The sequence below is a fragment of the Scandinavium manionii genome (assembly GCF_024764775.1).
Lineage (GTDB): Bacteria > Pseudomonadota > Gammaproteobacteria > Enterobacterales > Enterobacteriaceae > Scandinavium > Scandinavium manionii.
This window is the reverse complement of the sequence record NZ_JALIGC010000007.1, coordinates 1-275: the sequence shown is the minus strand read 5'-3', so window position 1 is coordinate 275 and position 275 is coordinate 1. Positions and strand designations below refer to the sequence as shown.

The 275-nt window shown below is 53.5% G+C and carries 1 tRNA gene and 1 rRNA gene; both read left to right on the top strand.

Going from position 1 to position 275, the window contains the following annotated elements:
• A 16S ribosomal RNA gene (locus MUU51_RS00040) occupies positions 1-83 on the top strand; the annotation flags it as partial.
• Positions 84-168: 85 nt separating this feature from the next.
• Positions 169-244 (top strand) — tRNA-Glu (locus MUU51_RS00035).
• Positions 245-275: the final 31 nt, after the last annotated feature.

Here is a 275-nt window from a genome sequence, read left to right as displayed (position 1 = left end):
CGCTTACCACTTTGTGATTCATGACTGGGGTGAAGTCGTAACAAGGTAACCGTAGGGGAACCTGCGGTTGGATCACCTCCTTACCTTAAAGAACCTGCCTTTGTAGTGTCCACACAGATTGTCTGATAGATGTAGAGAAGCAAGGCGTCTTGCGATTGAGACTTCAGTGTCCCCTTCGTCTAGAGGCCCAGGACACCGCCCTTTCACGGCGGTAACAGGGGTTCGAATCCCCTAGGGGACGCCACTTGCTGGTTTGTGAGTGAAAGTCGCCGGCC